The organism is Rhodococcus sp. M8 (genome assembly GCF_015654185.1).
In the GTDB taxonomy this organism is placed as follows: domain Bacteria; phylum Actinomycetota; class Actinomycetes; order Mycobacteriales; family Mycobacteriaceae; genus Rhodococcus; species Rhodococcus aetherivorans.
The window spans coordinates 1,153,397-1,170,186 of record NZ_CP064065.1 but is presented as its reverse complement, the minus strand read 5'-3'; the positions used below and the strand labels follow the sequence as shown (position 1 = coordinate 1,170,186).

At 72.9% G+C, this 16,790-nt stretch carries 15 protein-coding genes; 5 read left to right on the top strand and 10 right to left on the bottom strand.

The window, feature by feature from the left end:
* Positions 1–12: 12 nt before the first annotated feature.
* Together ISO16_RS05185 and ISO16_RS05180 are read left to right on the top strand one after the other, a co-directional pair.
* Entirely contained in the window at positions 13–504 is a 492-nt protein-coding gene (locus ISO16_RS05185) for a polyadenylate-specific 3'-exoribonuclease AS (protein WP_006933363.1), read from the top strand.
* A 102-nt stretch (positions 505–606) separates the two neighbouring features.
* Positions 607–1,992 carry a class II 3-deoxy-7-phosphoheptulonate synthase gene (locus ISO16_RS05180; protein WP_006933364.1) on the top strand — a complete coding sequence of 462 codons (1,386 nt, stop codon included), beginning with the start codon at positions 607–609 and terminating at the stop codon, positions 1,990–1,992.
* Positions 1,993–2,041: 49 nt separating this feature from the next.
* Here the strand turns inward: ISO16_RS05180 and pknB are convergent, their stop codons facing one another.
* Positions 2,042–4,060, bottom strand: coding sequence for a Stk1 family PASTA domain-containing Ser/Thr kinase (gene pknB, locus ISO16_RS05175; RefSeq protein WP_029544209.1), 2,019 nt, complete (start codon positions 4,058–4,060; stop codon positions 2,042–2,044).
* Positions 4,061–4,341: 281 nt separating this feature from the next.
* On the opposite strand from pknB, the gene ISO16_RS05170 reads away from it, so the two are divergent.
* Positions 4,342–4,713, top strand: a complete 372-nt coding sequence (locus ISO16_RS05170; protein WP_240004017.1) for an Rv2175c family DNA-binding protein — start codon at positions 4,342–4,344, stop codon at positions 4,711–4,713.
* Positions 4,714–4,723: 10 nt separating this feature from the next.
* Here the strand turns inward: ISO16_RS05170 and ISO16_RS05165 are convergent, their stop codons facing one another.
* The 4 genes from ISO16_RS05165 to ISO16_RS05150 all read right to left on the bottom strand — a co-directional run bounded on the left by ISO16_RS05165 (position 4,724) and on the right by ISO16_RS05150 (position 9,949).
* Positions 4,724–5,632: a phytoene/squalene synthase family protein gene (locus ISO16_RS05165; RefSeq protein WP_006933373.1), complete on the bottom strand. Its 909-nt coding sequence runs from the start codon at positions 5,630–5,632 to the stop codon at positions 4,724–4,726.
* Positions 5,629–7,227: an alpha-(1->6)-mannopyranosyltransferase A gene (locus tag ISO16_RS05160; protein ID WP_072635435.1), complete on the bottom strand. Its 1,599-nt coding sequence runs from the start codon at positions 7,225–7,227 to the stop codon at positions 5,629–5,631. The genes ISO16_RS05165 and ISO16_RS05160 overlap by 4 nt, the downstream gene beginning before the upstream one ends.
* 116 nt (positions 7,228–7,343) lie before the next feature.
* Positions 7,344–8,876 (bottom strand): phytoene desaturase family protein, encoded by a 1,533-nt coding sequence (gene crtI, locus ISO16_RS05155; RefSeq protein WP_072635434.1) that lies wholly within the window; start codon positions 8,874–8,876, stop codon positions 7,344–7,346.
* Entirely contained in the window at positions 8,876–9,949 is a 1,074-nt protein-coding gene (locus ISO16_RS05150) for a polyprenyl synthetase family protein (RefSeq protein ID WP_029544199.1), read from the bottom strand. The genes crtI and ISO16_RS05150 overlap by 1 nt, the downstream gene beginning before the upstream one ends.
* Before the next feature lie 181 nt (positions 9,950–10,130).
* Between ISO16_RS05150 and metF the strand changes: the two genes are divergently transcribed.
* Entirely contained in the window at positions 10,131–11,099 is a 969-nt protein-coding gene (gene metF / locus ISO16_RS05145; RefSeq protein WP_170914097.1) for a methylenetetrahydrofolate reductase [NAD(P)H], read from the top strand.
* Positions 11,100–11,107: 8 nt separating this feature from the next.
* Here metF and ISO16_RS05140 read toward each other — a convergent pair whose 3' ends face one another.
* Genes ISO16_RS05140 through ISO16_RS05120 form a run of 5 tightly spaced genes read right to left on the bottom strand, consistent with a single transcriptional unit; the run spans position 11,108 to position 15,981 of the window.
* Positions 11,108–12,244, bottom strand: a complete 1,137-nt coding sequence (locus tag ISO16_RS05140) for a glycosyltransferase family 2 protein (RefSeq protein WP_006933383.1) — start codon at positions 12,242–12,244, stop codon at positions 11,108–11,110.
* Positions 12,245–12,248: 4 nt separating this feature from the next.
* The gene (locus ISO16_RS05135) at positions 12,249–12,950 is read right to left on the bottom strand and encodes an LppM family (lipo)protein (RefSeq protein WP_072635433.1); all 702 of its coding nucleotides are present in this window, start codon (positions 12,948–12,950) and stop codon (positions 12,249–12,251) included.
* A 31-nt stretch (positions 12,951–12,981) separates the two neighbouring features.
* Positions 12,982–13,785: a carotenoid biosynthesis protein gene (locus ISO16_RS05130; protein WP_072635452.1), complete on the bottom strand. Its 804-nt coding sequence runs from the start codon at positions 13,783–13,785 to the stop codon at positions 12,982–12,984.
* Positions 13,782–15,371 carry a phytoene desaturase family protein gene (locus ISO16_RS05125; protein WP_072635451.1) on the bottom strand — a complete coding sequence of 530 codons (1,590 nt, stop codon included), beginning with the start codon at positions 15,369–15,371 and terminating at the stop codon, positions 13,782–13,784. Before ISO16_RS05125 ends, ISO16_RS05130 begins: the two co-directional genes overlap by 4 nt.
* A gap of 10 nt (positions 15,372–15,381) precedes the next feature.
* Positions 15,382–15,981 carry a GNAT family N-acetyltransferase gene (locus tag ISO16_RS05120; RefSeq protein ID WP_029544191.1) on the bottom strand — a complete coding sequence of 200 codons (600 nt, stop codon included), beginning with the start codon at positions 15,979–15,981 and terminating at the stop codon, positions 15,382–15,384.
* Positions 15,982–16,159: 178 nt separating this feature from the next.
* Here ISO16_RS05120 and ISO16_RS05115 point away from each other — a divergent pair, with 178 nt between their 5' ends.
* Positions 16,160–16,669: an SAV_6107 family HEPN domain-containing protein gene (locus tag ISO16_RS05115; RefSeq protein WP_029544189.1), complete on the top strand. Its 510-nt coding sequence runs from the start codon at positions 16,160–16,162 to the stop codon at positions 16,667–16,669.
* Positions 16,670–16,790: the final 121 nt, after the last annotated feature.

The following is a 16,790-nucleotide window of genomic DNA, read 5'->3' as shown; positions in this document are numbered from 1 at the left end:
TAATGTGCGCACGTGCGTTACTTCTACGACTGCGAGTTCATCGAGGATGGTCGCACCATCGAGCTCGTGTCGATCGGTGTCGCCTGCGAGGACGGGCGCGAATTCTATGCGGTGTCGACGGAGTTCGACCCCGAGCGGGCCGGGCCCTGGGTGCGGCGGCACGTGCTGCCGAAGCTGCCGCCCCCGGCGCATCCCGCCTGGAAGTCGCGGACCCGCATCCGCGACGACCTGATGTCCTTCCTGATCCCGCGGCCGGGCATCCAGCCCGAGCTGTGGGCCTGGCTCGGGGCCTACGACCACGTCGCGCTCGTCCAGCTCTGGGGAACCATGCCGGAACTGCCCGACGCGCTGCCCAAATTCACCCGCGAGCTGCGCCAGCACTGGGAGCAGCACGGCAAGCCCCCCCTGCCGCCGGTGCCGGACGACAACCACGACGCCCTCGCCGATGCCCGCCACAACCTCGCCAAGTTCGAGGCGATCGAGGCCGCGCGGCTGTACCGCTGAACCGGGTGCCGCGGCCGCCGGGCGGGCCGGCGGGACGGGGTGTGGCATCGACCCACCCGGGGGTGCGTGTCCCTCGTCGCGCCGGGGCCATATCCTGGTGGTGTGAACTGGACTGTCGATGTGCCGATCGACCGCTTGCCGACCCTTCCGCCGCTCCCCGCCGAGCTGCGCGAAAGGCTGGACGCGGCCCTGGCCAAGCCCGCCCTGCAGCAGCCGAGCTGGCCCGAGGACCAGGCGTCGGCGATGCGTACCGTGCTCGAGAGCGTGCCGCCGATCACCGTGGCCCGCGAGGTCGAGGACCTACAGAACCACCTCGCCGCGGTCGCGCGGGGTGAGGCCTTCCTGCTCCAGGGCGGTGACTGCGCCGAGACCTTCGCCGACAACACCGAGCCGCACATCAAGGCCAACATCCGCACGCTGCTGCAGATGGCCGTCGTGCTGACCTACGGCGCGTCGCTGCCGGTCGTGAAGGTCGCGCGGATCGCCGGACAGTACGCCAAGCCGCGGTCGTCGGACATCGACGCGCTCGGGCTGCAGTCGTACCGGGGCGACATGATCAACTCGCTGGTCGCCGATTCCGCCGTGCGTGCGCACGACCCGTCCCGGCTGATCCGCGCCTACGCCAACGCCAGCGCCGCGATGAACCTGGTCCGGGCCATCACCGCCGCCGGCGAGGCGGACCTGCACCGGGTGCACGACTGGAACCGGGAGTTCGTCGCATCCTCCCCGGCCGGCGCGCGGTACGAGGCCCTCGCCTCCGAGATCGACCGCGGCCTGCGCTTCATGGACGCGTGCGGCGTCGTCGATCCCAACCTGAAGGCCGCCACCATCTACGCCAGCCACGAGGCGCTGGTCCTCGACTACGAGCGGGCCATGCTCCGGCTCGACAACACCGACGGGCACCCCCGGCTCTACGACCTGTCGGCGCACTTCCTGTGGATCGGTGACCGCACCCGCCAGCTCGACGGCGCCCACATCGCCTTCGCCGAGCTGCTGGCCAACCCGATCGGCCTGAAGATCGGCCCCAGCACCACACCCGAGATGGCGGCCGAGTACGTCGAGCGGCTCGATCCCACCAACAAGCCGGGCCGGCTGACCCTCATCTCCCGGATGGGGCACGCGAAGGTGCGCGATCTGCTGCCCCCGATCATAGCCAAGGTGCAGGCGACCGGTCACCAGGTCATCTGGCAGTGCGACCCGATGCACGGCAATACCCACGAGGCGTCCACGGGGTACAAGACCCGGCACTTCGACCGGATCGTGGACGAGGTGCAGGGCTTCTTCGAGGTGCACAACGCCCTGGGCACCCATCCCGGCGGCATCCACATCGAACTCACCGGTGAGAACGTCACCGAATGCCTCGGCGGCGCACAGGACATCTCCGACATCGACCTGCACGGCCGTTACGAGACCGCGTGCGACCCGCGCCTGAACACCCAGCAGTCGCTCGAGCTGGCGTTCCTGGTCGCGGAGATGCTCCGCGGCTGACCCTCCGCGGAGCGGCCGGGTCCCGGGGCCTTCCGGGTCGTCAGGGGCCTCAGGGCAGTGCGGTGAGAGTCACCGTGCCGCCCGGCTCGACCCGGTCGCCCGCGCCCGGGCTCTGACCGATCACCACCGAACGGTCGGAGCCCGCGAACTGGCGCACCTCCACGTCCAGCCCCAGCCGGCCGAGCTCGTCGCGTGCCGCGGCGACCGTGCGGCCCAGCAGCGAGGGCACCTTCACCGCGTTCGACACCAGCAGCGTGACGCTGCCGCCGGCGTTGACCCGGTTCCCGACCGCCGGGTCGGTGCCCGCCACCCGTCCCGCGTCGACCTCCGCGTCGAACACCTCCCGCGTCTCGCGCACCGTGAGGCCGACCGTGTCCAGGGCCCGCCGGGCCTCGTCGACCGTGCGGCCCGCGACGTCGGGCACATCCACCGGCGGTGATCCCTTGCTGACGATCACCTTGACTTCCGCTCCCACCGGCAGGACCGTGCCGGGCGCCGGATCGAGGGCCGCGACCCCGCCCTCCTCGACGGCCGTGCTGTAGGCGGTGCCGCCGTCCACGGGGACGAGGGTCCGGTTGCGCAGTTCCTGCTCCACCACGTCGCGGTCGCCGCCCCCGACGATGGTGGGCACGGTCGGCCGGCCCAGCGAGACGAGCAGCACCACCTCGTCACCCCGGGCGACCCGGCTGCCCGCCTCCGGGTCGGTACCGAGCACGGTGTCGACCGAGGCGTCGTCGGAGTACTCGCCCTGCACCTCGGGAGTCACCTCGGCCGCCTGCAGCGCCGCGAGCGCGGTGTCCCGATCGGCGCCGAGCACGCTGGGCACGGTGGTCATCCGTCCGGACCCGAGCCACCATCCGCCGAAACCGACGGCCAGGGCCAGCACCAGGATCGCCAGCAGCCACAGCAGCGTCGTCCGCCGGTTACGTCGGCGCTCGGCGGCGAAATCGGCGACCGGGACCCGGGCAGGCTCGGCCTGCGGCCCCGACAACTCGGCACGCGGGTGCTGCTGGGTCACGACCTTCGTGTGCTGCGGGCCCACGGGGGCGAGCTGGGCCGCCGGTCCGGGCGGCATCGCGGGCGGGGGCAGCGGCCGCGAGGGTGGGGCCGCGGCGCGCACCGCCACCGTCGGCGGCGCCGGATCCACCGCGGCCGTCGCCGGTTCCGCGACGGCCGAAAGATGCTGCGCGGACCGTCGCGGTGCAGGCACCCGGTAGCGGGGCAGCGCCAGGACGTCGCAGACCTCGCTCAGCGCAGCGGCCATCGCCGCGGCGTCCGGGAACCGCTCACCCGGCTCCCGCTCGGTGGCGTGCCGGACCAGTTCGTCGAACTGCTCCGGGACCCCGTCGATGAGGGAACCGGGGTCCGGGACATCCCTGTCGACCCGCTGATAGGCCACCGAGAGCGACGTGTCGCCGGTGAACGGGGTGCGCCCGGTAAGCATCTCGAACAGCAGGATCCCGGTCGCATACACGTCGCTGCGTGCGTCGGCGGTGCCCGTGGTCACCTGCTCCGGCGACAGATAGGCGGCGGTACCCAGGATGACGCTGCGCGACGTCGTCGTCGCCGCGGCGACCGCGCGCACGAGCCCGAAGTCGGCGATCTTCACCTCCCCGGCGTCGGAGATCAGCACATTCTCCGGCTTGACGTCGCGGTGCACCAGGCCGGCGCGGTGCGCCACCGCCAGCGCCCCCAGCACCGGCGCCGCGACGGCGGCCGCCGCGTGTGGTGGCATCGGGCCCCGTTCGCGCAACAGTTCGCGCAGCGTGCCGCCCTCGACGAGTTCCATCACCAGGAAGACATGGTCCCCGTCCTGCCCCTGGTCGTACACCGCCACCAGACCCGGATGGGTCAACCGGGCCACCGACCGCGCCTCGAACTCGAACCGCGCAAGGAACTGAGGATCGGCCGCGAACTGCGGATCCATGACCTTCACGGCTACCGGACGGTCGAGCCGCAGGTCCGTGCCGCGGTACACGGTGGACATGCCGCCACGGGCGATCGGTGCCTCGATGCGGTAGCGCCGTTCGAGCACCGTACCGATCAGGCGGTCGCCTCCAGAGCTCACCCGGTGTACCCCCGTGTTCATGCCGTCGATTCCTGCGTAGGTGCGGCGTGCGACGGGTCGGGCCGTCGGGTTCGCCTCTGTCGATCGTAGCCAGCGCACGAACCACCCGGTTACACGTGCGCGGCTCGCCGCGGTGACACTGCGCGGCTCGCCGCGGTGACACTGCGCGGCTCGCCGCGGTAACTCTGCGCGGCTTGCCGCGGTAACTCTGCGCGGCTTGCCGCGGTGATCACCCGACGGCCCGTCGTGGCAGCCGCCGCGAACCCGATAACGTTAGCGGCGTGAGTGCTATCCCTTACAGCGAAGACGTCCTCGACCGCTCCGTACCCGTGCTGCAACTGGTCGACGTGGCGAAGCAGCTCGGCCTGGTGATCACCCGGGTCCACCAGCTGCTGCGCGACCGCCAGCTGCTGGCGATCAAGCGGGACGGCGTGCTGGCCGTGCCGGCGGCGTTCTTCGACGACGACGGTCGGATCCTCACTGGGATCCCCGGTCTCATCGCGGTGCTGCACGACGGGGGATTCCGGGACGACGAGATCCTGAACTGGATGTTCCGGGAGGACGACACGCTCGCGGGCGGCTCCCCGGCGGCGGCGATGCACACCCACGCGAGGCGGGAGGTCATGCGCCGGGCGCAGGCGCTCGGTTTCTGACTCCGGCGGCTCAGCGCAGGCGGGCCAGCTGTGTCAGCGCGACCCGCGCACGGCGCCGCGTGGGGACCACGGCGCGCACGTCGAGGACGCGGTACCCGCTGCGCTCGACCTCGTCGAGGATTCCTCCGTACAGCTCGAAGGCGGTGCGGATGCCGGGCCGGATCCGGTCCGGCAGCAGCGCCAGACCGGGCTCGGCGCGGCGGTACTCCGCGCGCGTCAGCGCCACGAAGTGGGCCAGGGCCCGGCGCACCCGCGGATCCGGGCTCCCGCCGGTGCGTCGGCCGTGCTCGAGCAGCGCGACGTCCACCCCGAACGCGGCCCAGGTGTCGGCCGGCAGGTAGGTGCGCCCCCGGTCGAGGTCCTCACCCACGTCGCGGATGAAGTTCGTGAGCTGGAAGGCTTCCCCGAGCGCCGCGGCGTAGGGTGCGGCGGCGTCGATGTCGGCCACGTCGAACACCGGCAGCAACTGCAGCCCGATGACCGCCGCGGAGCCGTACATGTACTCCCGCAGTTGCGGCATGTCGTCGTAGCGGGCCCGGAACTCGGGGGTGCCGGGAATGTCCATCCGCATCGACCGGACGAACGCCTCGAAGTAGTCCAGCGGCAGGTCGTAGCGCCGGATCGTCTCGGCCAGCGCCCCGACCACCAACCCGGTGGCGTCCGCCGGTCCGGGATCACCGGCGAGCGCGGCGTGCAGCCGGCGCTCCGTCGCGGTCACCTGCAGCGCCGCGCCGGCCGGGTCGTCGACCGCGGTCACGTCGACGATGTCGTCGACGAGGCGGGCGAACCCGTAGAGGGCGTGGACCGCCGACCGTCGCGGGCGGGGCAGGAGGCGGGTGGCGAGGTAGTACGTCCGGCCGTGCGTGGCCGCCAGCTCCTCGCAGTAACGGAATCCCGCGTCGGTCTCGGTCACGGTCACCTCGGATCCGGGGAGACGGCGGTGATCGGCGGCTCGCGCCGCTCGCGCAGCCGCAGCGGGTCGACGGTGCGCAGCGACACGGCGGCGATCACCGAGACGACGATCGCCAGGATCACATGGGCAAGGTTGTACATGCCGATCGAGCCGTCGGGATTGAAGATCAACATCAGCCAGCTGGACAAGCCTACGAGCACTGCCAACGTGGTCGTCGACAGGGCGAAGCCCGCGGCCACCGCGAGCGGCCACGAGTAGTACCACGGCAGGGCGGCCGGCGAGAGCACCGTGATCGCGGTCAGCGTGATCACGATCCCGAGCACGGCGTCGCGCTCGGTGTGCCGGAACCGCCACCACGTCACCACCATGATCACCACCAGGGCCACGGCGCAGAGCATGCGGGTGACGTCGAGGATGGACCCCAGCTGCCAGGGCGTGAACCACGTGACCGCGTGCGCCATGATCGTCGGCAGCGACAGCCAGTTGATGATCTTCGAGGAGCCGGACAGGGCCGTCAGCCAGCCGATACCGACGCCTGCGAGCGCCGAGGCCGCTCCGAACACGGCCGCGAACACCAGCAGCCCCGCGCCTGCGGTCTTCACGAACAGCACGATCGGAGCGGCCGGTTCGCGGCCCTGCGCCCGGGCGCGGTCACGTTCGTGCAGGATCCAGATCCACACCAGGAACGGCAGGGCGATGCCCGCCGACGCCTTGACGGCCGCACCGACGGACACGAGTGCGATGCCGCCGACGTGCCGGCCCTCCAGCACGAGCACGATGCCGGCGATCATGAAGCCGACCATCAGCATCTCGTTGTGGACGCCGCCGATGAGATGAATCAGGATCAGTGGGTTGAGCACTGCCAGCCAGAGGGCGATGCGGGGGTTGCCGCCGAGCCGGCGCGCCAGCTTCGGCACCGCCCACGCGGTGAGCACCAGGCCCGGCAGCATCGTCAGCCGCAGCAACCAGGTGCCGGTGACGACGTCGTCCCCCGTCAGCGACGTGATGCCGGCACCGAGCAGCAGATGCACCGGACCGTACGGGGTGGTGGTCGTCTTCCACACGTTGCTCACGTTGTCCAGCAGGACGCCCGGGTTGACAACCGGACCGTCGAGGTAGGGGTCGAAGCCGTCGCGGAGCATCGCCCCCTGGGCGAGATAGGAGTAGGCGTCGCGGCTGAACATCGGCGAGGCCACCAGCAGCGGCGCCACCCACATGGGCAGCACCGTCCACAGCTCGCGCAGCGTCACGTGCCCGGCGAGGGTGCTCCGGCCCAGCCGCACCCAGGCGGCGATCATCAACAGGACGCCGGCCCAGATCAGGATCGTCGAGAGCAGCAGGCCGTGCCCGAACCGCAACCAGGACAGGTACAGGTCCTCGAGCAGCGGGTCCTCCCGCCGGACGCTACCCGCACCGAAGCCACCGAACGTGACGAATGCGGCGCCGAGCGCACCCAGCAGGCCGGCGTTGCCGGCCGGGCTTCGCAGGAAGTCGCCGGGTCTGCTCCGCACGGGCGGCGAGGCGGGCGGCTGCGATTCCGACGGAGGCTGCGGTTCCGACGGATGCTGCGGTGCAGCGTCGGAAGGGGCAGGGGACGACATGGTTGCGAGTTCCTCCCCCGGGAAGTCGTGGACGGTGCGGGGCCCGGGCGCGGCGCGGGCGGACAGGTGAACGAGGTGACAGTTTAGTTCAGCCGCGGCCGCCGGCGGTCCACCGCTCACCGCGCGGCGCGGACGCCGAGCCGCTCGGCGGCGAGCCGGCCCGACAGCACGACCGTCGGCACGCCCACGCCCGGCACGGTTCCGGATCCCGCGAGCACGACGTTGGGGTGGCGCGGATCCAGGTTCCGTCGCCGGAAGGGTCCGGTCTGCCGGAAGACGTGTGCCCCGGAGAACGGGCTGCCCGCAAGCATGCCCCTGGCCTGCCAAGTGGCCGGGGTGTCGATGTGGTCGATGCGGAACTCGTCGGCGACGGCGCCGTATCCACGCCGGCCGAGGACGGTGAGGAGCTCTGCCGCGTAGGGGTCGGCCAGAGCGGACCAGTCGTACGGGGCGCTGTCCAGATTGGGGCAGGGCGCGAGCACCGACAGCGGCTCGTGCGGCACGCCGTCGCGGAGGAACCTCTGACCCGGGTCGCTCAGCGCCGGCCGGGTGATCAGCAGCGAGGGGTCGCTCATCAGCCGGCCGCGGCCCCGGCCCGCGCTGATCTCGGCGAACGTCTCCTCCCACGACGCACCGAAGTCGATGGTGTGGTGGTGCGTGGCGGGCCACTGCGCGGCGACGGCGGACGGCACGCTTCCGTGCAGCACCACGGCCGACGGCGACGCGAGCACGCGTCGTCGCCGGCGTGGGGGCAGCAGCGTGTCCACGACGGGAAGATCCGGGCTCAGCACCACGGCGTCGCACGGGACGCGTTCGCCTGAGGCGGTGCGGACGGCGGTGGCCGTCCGGCCGTCGAAGTCGAGGCCCGTGACCTCGGTGCCGAGGCGCAGGTCGCCGCCGGCGGCGACGATCGCGTCGGCCATGGCGCGGGCCAGCACCCGCATGCCGCCCTCCACCGCGTACACACCGAGGGAGGTGTCCATGTGGGCGATGGCGCCGTACACCGCCAGGGCCCGCGCGGGCGCGACGCCCGCGTACAGCGCCTGGAAGGTGAACACCCGGCGCAGCCGCGGGTCGGTGATCCGGCGGTTCACCTGCGCCCCGAGCCGGCCGAACCCGCCCAGGCGGAGCAACGTCGCCAGGTCGCGCGCCGCCGCGGGGGAGGCGACCAGGTCGAGGGGGGAGTCGAAGTTCGCGGCCATGAACCGGTCGAATTCGGCGTCGAAGATCTCGGCGAGCCAGGAGCGCAGCCGCAGGTAGCGCTGCGCTTCCTCGGCGCCGCACACCCGGGTGACCTCGGCGACCATCGCGTCCGGATCGGTGTGCACGTCCAGGGTCGTGCCGTCGGCGAACCGGGCGTGGTACGCGGGGGCGAGCCGTCGCAGCCGCACCGCCGGGGTGACGGACTCGAAGTCCGCGCCGACCGCCGCCAGGGCGTCCGCGATGAGCTCCGGCATGGTGAGCACCGTGGCCCCGTTGTCGATCTCGTATCCGGGCCCGGCGTGCACACCCACCCGCCCGCCGACGGTCGCCTCGCGCTCGAGGACGGTCACCTTGCGGCCCGCACCGAGCAGGTACAGCGCGGTCGAGAGCCCGGCCAGTCCGGCCCCGACGACGACGACCCGCTCCGCGCCGGTCACGGTGCGCATCACGCGGCCCGCCGCGTCGCGTGGAGCGCCGCCGCCCGCAGGCGGGCTTTGCCCTCGTCCGTCGCACCCGAGGCGTCGAGGGTCGCCAGCGCGGTGTCGGTGAGCGCGGCGATGCGGCGTTCCACCCGCTCCACGGCCCCGAGCTCGGTGATGACCGTCCGCAGCCTCTCCACGTCCGCGTCGGACAGGTCCGAGCCGATACTCTCGCGCAGCAACCGCGCGGCGCCGGGGTCACGGGCGTCGGCGGATTCCAGGGCCAGCGCATACAGCACCGTTCGCTTGCCCGAGCGCAGGTCGTCGCCGGACGGCTTGCCGGTGACCTCCGGATCCCCGAACACCCCGAGCAGATCGTCGCGAAGCTGGAAGGCGAGCCCGATGTCGGTGCCGAATTCCCGGTAGGCGGTGATCAGCGCGTCGTCGGCCCCGGCGAGGGCCGCGCCGAGGTGCAGCGGCCGTTCGATCGTGTACGCGGCGGTCTTGTACCGGTTGACCCGCATCGCCGCGGGGACGGACTCGTCGGCCGACACCTCTCCGGCGATGTCGAGGAACTGCCCGCCGAGGACCTCCGTGCGCATCGCCGACCACACCGGTGCGATCCGCGCGGTCGCGGCCGGCTCCAGTCCCGCCTCCCGGACCATGTCGTCGGCCCAGGCCAGAGCGAGATCGCCGAGGAGGATGGCCACGGCGGCACCGAACTGCTCGGGCCGGCCGCGCCAGCCCGACGCGCGGTGCCGGTCGGCGAACTCGACGTGCACGGTCGGGAAGCCGCGCCGGGTGGTGGACGCGTCGATGATGTCGTCGTGCACCAGGGCGCAGGCCTGTACCAGTTCGAGTGCGGAGCAGACCCGCAGCACCGCGGGCGCGTCGAGCCCCGACGGGTCGCCGCCGGCCCCGAGCCAGCCGTTCCACGCGAACGCCGGGCGTACCCGCTTGCCGCCTCGCAGCACGAACGATTCGAGTGCCGTGACGGCCTCGGGGTAGCCGCCGCCGATCGGCTCCACGAGTTCGATCCGGGAGACGAAGAAGTCGCGCAGGGCGCCCTCGACGAGATCGGGGAACAAGGCGGCGGGCACGGGTTCGGATCCGGTGAACAGGGCGTCCTCCTGGTCGTGTGTGGACGGGCCCGTCGGGCGACGGTGGGTGCGGCCACGGATCGAGCCCGAAAGGCGCCGGGCACACCCGAGCCCACCCTATCCGGCGGTCGAGGGGCTTGCCCCGGTTCGGCCCGCTCCGACGTGCCCCTATGCTGGTCGGGTGACTTTCGATTCCGACAGCGGGCCGGACGGCGGCGGAGAATCCCGTACGCCGTCGGTGGTGGACCGACTCCGTGCGCCCCGAGGCGCACGGATCCCGTTCTCGGTGGAGTTCTCCCCGCCGCGCGACGCCGACGCGGAGGCGCGCCTGTGGCGCGCCGTGCGCGAGTTCGAGCGCCTCGGCCCGGCCTTCGTGTCGATGACGTACGGAGCGGGCGGTTCCACCCGCGACCGCACCGTCCGGGTCACCGGTCAGCTGGCGCAGGAAACCACGCTCCTGCCGGTGGCGCACCTGACCGCCGTCGGGCACAGCATCGACGAACTGCGCGCCATGGTCGGCGCATACGCCGATCGCGGCATCACCAACATCCTGGCGTTGCGCGGCGACCCGCCGGGCAACCCGCTGGGAGAATGGACCAGGCATCCGGAGGGCCTCGAGTACGCCGAGGAACTCGTTCGGCTGGTCCGCGACCTCGGTGACTTCCACGTCGGGGTGGCGTCGTTCCCCGAGGGGCACCACCGCTCCCCGGACCTCGAGCACGACACGCGGTACCTGGTCCACAAGCTGCGCGCCGGCGCCGAGTACTCGATCACCCAGATGTTCTTCGACGTCGAGGACTATCTGCGGCTGCGGGACCGGGTCGTGGCCTACGACCCGGAGCAGGGCGCCAAGCCGATCATTCCGGAGATCATGCCGATCACGTCGCTGCGTACCGCGCGGCGCAGCCTCGAACTCTCCGGGTCGAGGCTGCCGGCCGCGCTCGAGGAGCGCCTCGTCCGGGCCGCCGGGAACGGCCCGGAGGAGGATCGCGCCGCCGTGCGCGAGGTGGGCATCGACGTCGCCACCGAGATGGCCGAGCGGCTCATCGCCGAGGGTGCGCCCTGCCTGCACTTCATCACCCTGAATTTCGCCCGGGCCACCCGCGAGGTGCTGGCCCGCCTGGGCATCGCGGTGCCGACGGCGGTCTGATCGAGCGGTCAGGGCAGCGGCCTGTCCTTCCAGCCGAGCCGGCCGGCGCGGCGCGCGCGGAGCGAGTCGATCGTCAGCGCCGCGAACCCACACACCGCGAACGGATGGGTGAGTGCGGCCGCCACGTCGGACGGGCCGGGCTCACCGCCGCGTTCGGTCGCACGGGCCAGGGTCCGGGAGACGACAGCCGCGGCGGTGCCGACCACCCCCCAGCCGCGGACCGGTCCGCGGCCGAGGAGAGCCGCCGCGGGAGGCAGCACGTAGGTCGCCGCCGCGGCGACGAGCACCGCAGCGGATCCGGCGGGCGGGCCGAACGCCGACCACAGCCAGCGCGTGTACCCGGCCCGCAGCGGCGCAGCGCCCTCGTACATCCGGCAGGACGCGACGTCGCCGGCCGCAGCCACCATCGTGCGCCGGCCGGCCCGGCGCAGTGCCCGGGCGAGGTCGAGGTCCTCGGTGGGACTGGACGCGACCGCGACGTGCCCGCCGACAGCGGCATACGCCGGCGCGTCGAACACCAGGAACTGGCCGCACGAGACCGCGGTCGACGGCCGGCGCGAGCGGTGGGACACCGCGACCGGCAGCGTCGCGAACCAGGACCAGAACAGCAGCGGCTGCACGAGCTGTTCGGCGGCGGAGCCGGCCCGCTGGAAGGGCCACGGGGTGAGCAGGTCGGCCCGCCGGTCCCGCAGCAGCGTCACCGCTGCCGCCACCGCGCCCGGCTCCAACCGCACGTCCGCGTCGACGAAGACGACCACGCCGGACGGATCGGTGGCCGCGTACGCGCGGGCGCACGCCGCGGCCTTGCCCGTCCAGCCGGGCGGCGGCGGCGCGGTCGAGCGGATCACCGTGACGTGGGGATCGTCCCCGGCCGCCAGCCGGGCCGCCTCGGCGGTGCCGTCGGCCGAGTCGTCGTCGAAGATCACCACCCGTAGCCGGCGCAGACCCCGCTGGGCCCGCAGATCCGCGACGAGATCCGGCAGGCGCCGGGCCTCGTTGCGGGCCGGAACGATCACGGTCACCGCTTCCTCGACCACACCACCCGGGACGAGCCGGGGCAGGGTGAGGCGATTGACGACGGCGACGGCAGCTCCCAGCGTCGCGGCGGCCGCCCCGGCGCGGACGACCCCGACCAGCGCCCGCATCGCCCTAGGACGCCGTCGCGTCGCCGCGTGTGCGCTGCCGCGGGGGAGCGGGGTTGCGGTTCATCCAGGCGAGGACCCCGATGATCGCGGCGACGCCTGTCGTGACGCCGGCGACGATACCCGCCCAGCCGGCGAATCCCCGGGTGTTCGGGTCGGCGTAGCGGACCTCGGCGCGCAACGTGCTCACCTCACCGGCCGGCAGCTTCCACGTGACGATCGAGTCGGATTCACGGGTGCCGTTGGTCGTGGCCACCCGCGCCGGGAACGCGATCGTGATCTGGACGTCGGTGCCCTGCACGGGCACCGACTCGAGATCGACCTTGCCGTTGACGCTCACCAGGTCGCCGGCGCGCTGCAGCGCGAGCTGGAAGGTGCCCGAGGTCTGGTCGGACATCGACCCGAGCTGTTGGACGTCGCCGAAGCTCAGATCGCTGAAGAACACCTGGCTGCCGACGTACCCGTCCTGGTCGTACTCCTGCACGCGGACCCGGTCGGCGAGCGAGTCCGGGGCCACCAGCTGCGGTCCCTTGTCGTTCTCGTCGGCGGGAATGGTCGCGGCGACGATCTGGCCGGAGACGCGGTCGTCGGCCGAGACCCCCATCGTCGCCTGCACCCGCAGGCAGCCGGCGAGCACGGGGACGAGCAGGAGCAGGAGCGCCGCCGAGAGGGTCCGTCGGCGGGAGTGGGGCGAGGTGGGCAGGCGCACAGCGCCATCGTGCCAGGAGCGCGGGGACGTGTCAGACGCGAGCCCCTGCCCCGGCGCGTCGCCGCAGCGACCACAGCAGCGGGACGCCGAGCACGCTCATGACCGCGAAGCCGTAGACGGCCGAGTACCGCAGCTCCGGGGCGCTCAGGAGCACGCCGTGGGCGAGCGCAGACCCGAGCCACGTCCACAGGAACAGCACCAGCGGCACGGTGTCGTTGCCCGGGTGTACCCGGCCGGTCCGGTCGAGCAGGTCCAGCCCCACCGCCATCAGCGTGGCGACGAGGACCCAGCCGAGATAATTGGTGAGCGGGATCTGCTCGATGCCCGGCAGGCCGCCGCCGTTGCACCAGCTCCACTGTCCGTCGGACACCATCTGCGGGTCGAGGTACAGGTCCCAGCCGACCATCCCCACCGTGGTGAGCGCGATACGGGTCACCCGCTCGCGGTTCCCGCCCGGCCACGGCATCCCGCTGCGGGCGAGCAGCGAGGCCACGTACCAGACCGGGTACATCCCCGCGGTCCAGGCGAGCGGCACCACGAGGGGCACGTCGAACAGGGCGGGACCCAGCCGGTCGGTGGCGTACGCGTAGCAGCCGTACGGGTATCCGGTGGCGGTCCCCACGACCTCGGAGGCGAAGCCGACACCCGCCGTGATCACGAAGAACCCGGCGGTCCAGGCGAGGCCGCGCCGCGCCGCCGCGTGCGCGAGCCCGGCGGCCGCGAGGAGGGTGACCACCGCGACGGTGACGACGTCGCGGGCCTGGCCGGTGGTCAGCGGATAGGCGATCTGCGCGGCGATCGCGCCGCCGGCGAGAACGGCGGGCAGGCGATTCATCGCCGCCACCGCCCCAGCACCCGGCGCAGGGGGCCACCCCCGGCGTCGGTGAGCGCGCGCTGCGCGGCGCTGCGCCCGCTCGCGCCGGAGACCCCGCCCCCGGGATGGGTGGACGCGCCGGTCAGATAGAGCCCGTCGGCACCCGGCACCCGGTGCCCGGACAGCTCCGGCAGCGGCCGCCACATGAACATCTGGTCCAGCGACATCTCCACATGCATGACGTTGCCGCCGATCAGGCCCAGTTCGCGTTCGATCTCGTGCGGGGTCTGGATGTGCCGGTGCCGGACGGAACCGGCGAAGCCGGGGGCGAAGCGCTCCATCTCGGCGACGATCCGATCCGCCTCCGACTCGGCCAGTGCGGGCCACCGCCGGCCACCGGAGAGCCGGTACGGGTGCCACTGCGACCACAGGGTCACCTGGTGTTCGCCGGGCGGTGCGATCGACGGATCGAGCGCCGTGAAACTCATGGCCAGCACGGCCGGCCGCGGCGGTAGTTCCCCCGCCAGTGCCGCGCCGTGCGCGAGCCGGAGCCGGGCGCGGTCCTCGACGAGCAGTTGCAGGCCCCGCACGGCGTCGGACTCGTCGGCGGGACCGCTGGGGTACCGCGGCAGCGCGTCGGTCGCCAGGCGCAGCACCATGCCGATGCCGGGGCCGACGCGGATCCGGCGCCGCCATGCGTTCAGGCGGGCGCGGTCGAATCCGCCGCGTTCGAGCAGATCGAACGTGGTCAGCACGTGGCAGCCGGCGATCACGGTGCGCGCGGTGACGGTGCGTCCCGAGTCGGTACGTACCGCCCAGCCGTCCCCGGCCCGGCGGATCTCGGCGGCGGCGTCGCCGAGGGTGACGACGCCGCCGTCGACCGCGAGGCGGGCGGCCAGGGCCCGGGTCAGCGCGCCGCTTCCGCCGACGGCGCGGCCGGGCGGCAGCGTGTGCATCAGCGCGGCGAAGCCGACCATCGGGGCGGTGCCGGGTTCGGACATCGGGGGGCCGGACTGGGCACCGAACCAGGCGAGGGCGGCCTTGAGCGGCTCGTCGTCGAAGTACTCGTCGAGCAGGGCGTCGCCGGTGGTGAGGAACTGCCGGGAGAGGTCGCTGCCGCCACTGCCGGTGTCGAGGCCCCAGAAGGACGACAGCAGGTGCCGGCCGGTCGGCGGCACCGAGAACGAGCGCATCACCCGGGCGCTGCGCGGACCCCACACCGTCACGAAGCGGCGGTAGGCGTCGGCCTCGCGCGCTCCGCATGCGGCCTCGACGGATCGGCAGGTGCGGTCGAGATCACGATGGAAGACGATGCCCGGACGGTCGCTGCCCACGGGGGCGGGCGCGAACGCCCACGGGTCGCAGTCGACGTAGCGCAGGCCGTGGGCGGCGAGCTCGAGTTCCTCGACGATGCCGGTGTGCCGGATCATGACGTGGGCCGACGAGCCGCGGTCGACGGCGTGGCCCGGGAAGCGTTCCACGGTCGACACGGCGCCGCCGAGCACGGTGTCCCTCTCGAGCACCTCCACCGACCAGCCGGCACGGGCCAGATAGCACGCGCTCACCAGGGCGTTGTGCCCGGAACCCACGACGACGGCATCGATCACCCCGCCCACGCTACGGACCTTCGAGCGGAAGGTCCCGTCCCAGGACGGCGAAGGGGCGGGCGTCCCCGGTGAACCGGAACTGCCGGACGACGTCGCGGAACCCGAATCGCCGGTACAGCCGCCAGGCCCGGTTGTCCTCGCCGGCGATCTCGGGAGTGGACAGCAGGACCGTGCGCTCGGGGCGGTCGCTCAGCAACCGGCGCAGGAGCGCCTCCCCGATGCGGTGACCCTGGGCGTCCGGCCGCACGTGCAGTTCGGTCAGCTCGAAGTAGTCGCCGAGGACGGCGTCGATCGTCTCCGGGGGGTAGCCGGCGTGGCGCATCCCGGTCCGCACCTGCTGATTCCACCACTGGTGCGGCGACCCGCGATAGCCGTAGGCGATCGCGACGAGCCTCGACGGTTCGTCCGGCAGTGCCGCCGCGACAGCTTTCCATCCCGGCCGGGCGGAGTGCTCGGACCACATGGGCGCGCGGTGGTACTCGGTGCCGCGCGGGTATCGCATGGCGGCCACGTAGATGGGCAGCACCTCGGGCAGTCGCGCGCGGAACTCGGCAGCGGACAGATCGACGAGGATCGGCGCCGCGCCCCGCGGGGTCGCATCCGTACTCATGACGGGGACTGGACCGCCTTCCCTTGACGACGTGTCGGTAGGTGCAGCTATATTGAATACGTCGAACGGATGTTCGATACCGGGGATCCGGCGATGTTCGAGGGAAGCGAACATCGCCGGATCGCCGGGGCCGTGACCCGGCCGGTGCCCCGGCGGGGTGCAGGAGGTGTTCGGAGTGATGGTCACGTCACGAACCGCACAGTCGGGTGCGACCGGCCCGCGGGCCGTCGGCCGATCGGACTGCGCCGCCCGCCCGGTGTCGTCGCGCGCCGCGACATTGCTCGACCGTGCCGACGAGCTGCTCTCGGCGGCCGCCGGCACTCCGGAACCGTCCGAGCGATTCCACCTGGCCTATCTCGCCGCCCTGCGCGGTGCCGGCGCCGTGCTCGCGGGCGCCGAGTTGCGGGCGGTGCGGCCGGCGCGGCGTCCCCGCACCCGCAACGCCTGGGTGCTCATGGCCCGCGCGGAGCCGGAGTTCGCCGCCTGGGCGGACTTCTTCGCCGATCGTTCGGACACCCGCGCGGCGATCGAGGCGGGGGTCACGCGTTCCGTGCCCGCCGACGAGGCGAGCCGCTTCTACGACGAGGTGGGCCGCTTTCTCCACGAGGTGGAGGACTACCTGACGGGCGCGGACGACCCGTCGGCGTCCGGGAATTCGAGGTCGGGGGACGACCGGCGCAGCGCATGATCGGTGCAGGGGGCAGCCCGGGTCGTTCGACGGCCCGGGCCAGGGTCGTCGGTCCGTCATACGCAGGACCTTCGGAACCGTGATCGAACTCGAATCCCCAGTTGGTGGTCCCCGCCGGGAT